Source organism: Brachybacterium sp. HMSC06H03 (assembly GCF_001807385.1).
GTDB lineage: Bacteria > Actinomycetota > Actinomycetes > Actinomycetales > Dermabacteraceae > Brachybacterium > Brachybacterium conglomeratum.
Map to the genome: position 1 here is coordinate 1 of NZ_KV788824.1, position 1518 is coordinate 1518.

Annotated in this window: 1 protein-coding gene; it reads left to right on the forward strand. The window is 71.9% G+C overall.

Going from position 1 to position 1518, the window contains the following annotated elements; all coding sequences use genetic code 11:
- A partial coding sequence (locus tag HMPREF3159_RS18125; RefSeq protein ID WP_168165415.1) for a S8 family serine peptidase occupies nt 1-1464 on the forward strand: 1464 nt, incomplete at its 5' end.
- Between the last annotated feature and the right edge of the window lie 54 nt (nt 1465-1518).

The following is a 1518-nucleotide window of genomic DNA, read 5'->3' on the forward strand; positions in this document are numbered from 1 at the left end:
GCCGCGCAGGCCTGCGATCCGGCGGCCGTGCCCGCCGCCGAGCCGGGCCAGGCCCTGCTCGTCGAGCGCGGCACCTGCGCGTTCCGCGAGAAGGCTCTGGCCGGCGAGCAGGCCGGCTACGACGCCGTGATCCTGTACGACAACGCGCCCGGCGCCCTGAACCCGACGGTCGAGGGCGATCCCGCGCTCACCGTCCCGGTCGTGATGCTCTCCCAGGCCGACGGCCTGGCCCTGCAGGAGGCGCTCGCGGCCGGCCCGGTCACCTGGGCCTGGCAGTCCGGTTCCACCACGGTCGAGAACGGGACCGGCGGTCTCGTCTCCGACTTCTCCTCCTACGGCCTGACCGCCGACCTCGACCTCAAGCCCGACGTCGCCGCGCCCGGCGGCTCGATCTGGTCGACGCTGCCGCTCGAGAGCGGCGGCCACGGCTCCATGTCCGGCACGTCGATGGCGGCGCCGCACGTCGCCGGCGCGGCCGCGCTGCTGCTGGAGGCGAAGCCCGACCTCGCCCCCGCGGACGTGAAGACCGCGATGATGAACACCGCCGACCAGCTCACCTGGTCGCTGCTGCCGGAGCAGGGCTATCTCGAGCCCGTCCACCGTCAGGGCGCGGGCATGCTGAACATGGTCGCCGCGGTGCACGCGACCTCGTCCGTCACGACCCCGACGATCTCCCTCGGCGAGGGCGAGGCCGGGCCGAAGGACGTCACCCTGACCGTCACCAACGACTCCGACGCCGAGAAGGTGTACGACGTCGGCTTCGAGAGCGGCGTTGCGACCGCGATCCCGGCCAGCAACCCCGAGTTCTTTACGGCTGAGGCGACCACCGGCACCTCCGCGGAGAAGGTGACCGTGCCCGCGCACGGCAGCGCGGAGGTCACCGTGACCCTCGGCGAGGACTTCGGGATGGACGGCCTCATCTACGGCGGCTGGATCACCCTGACCGGCGCCGATGACGACCTCGTGGTGCCCTTCGCCGGGCTCTCCGGCGACTACCAGGCCCTCACGGTCCTGGACGACCAGGGGATGGGCCTGCCCGGCCTCGGCGTCAGCGACGGCGCCGGCAGCGTGCTGCTGGACCCCGAGGGCGGCCACACCTACACGATGGCCGACGGTGACGTGCCCTACCTCGCCTACGCCTTCGCGCTGCCCGCCGAGAGGCTCGAGATCTCGGCCTACGAGGTGCGGGCCAACGGGAAGCTCAAGGTCGTCAACCCCTCCGTGGGCACGATCGACGCGACCGATCACCTGGGCCGTTCCCCCGAGCCCGAGCTGTTTGCCTGGGACGGCACCTTCTCGATGAAGAACCAGAAGTCCCGCAGCGTGAAGGACGGTGACTACGTCCTGGAGATGAAGGTCCTCAAGCCGCTCGGCGATCCGGAGAACCCGGAGCACTGGGAGACCTGGACCTCGCCGCAGTTCACGATCGACTACGCGAACCCGCGTCAGCCCGGGGCCCGCTGAGCCCGGCGAGACGCCACCTGAGGACGGGGCGGCGGCACCTCGATGGTGCCGCCG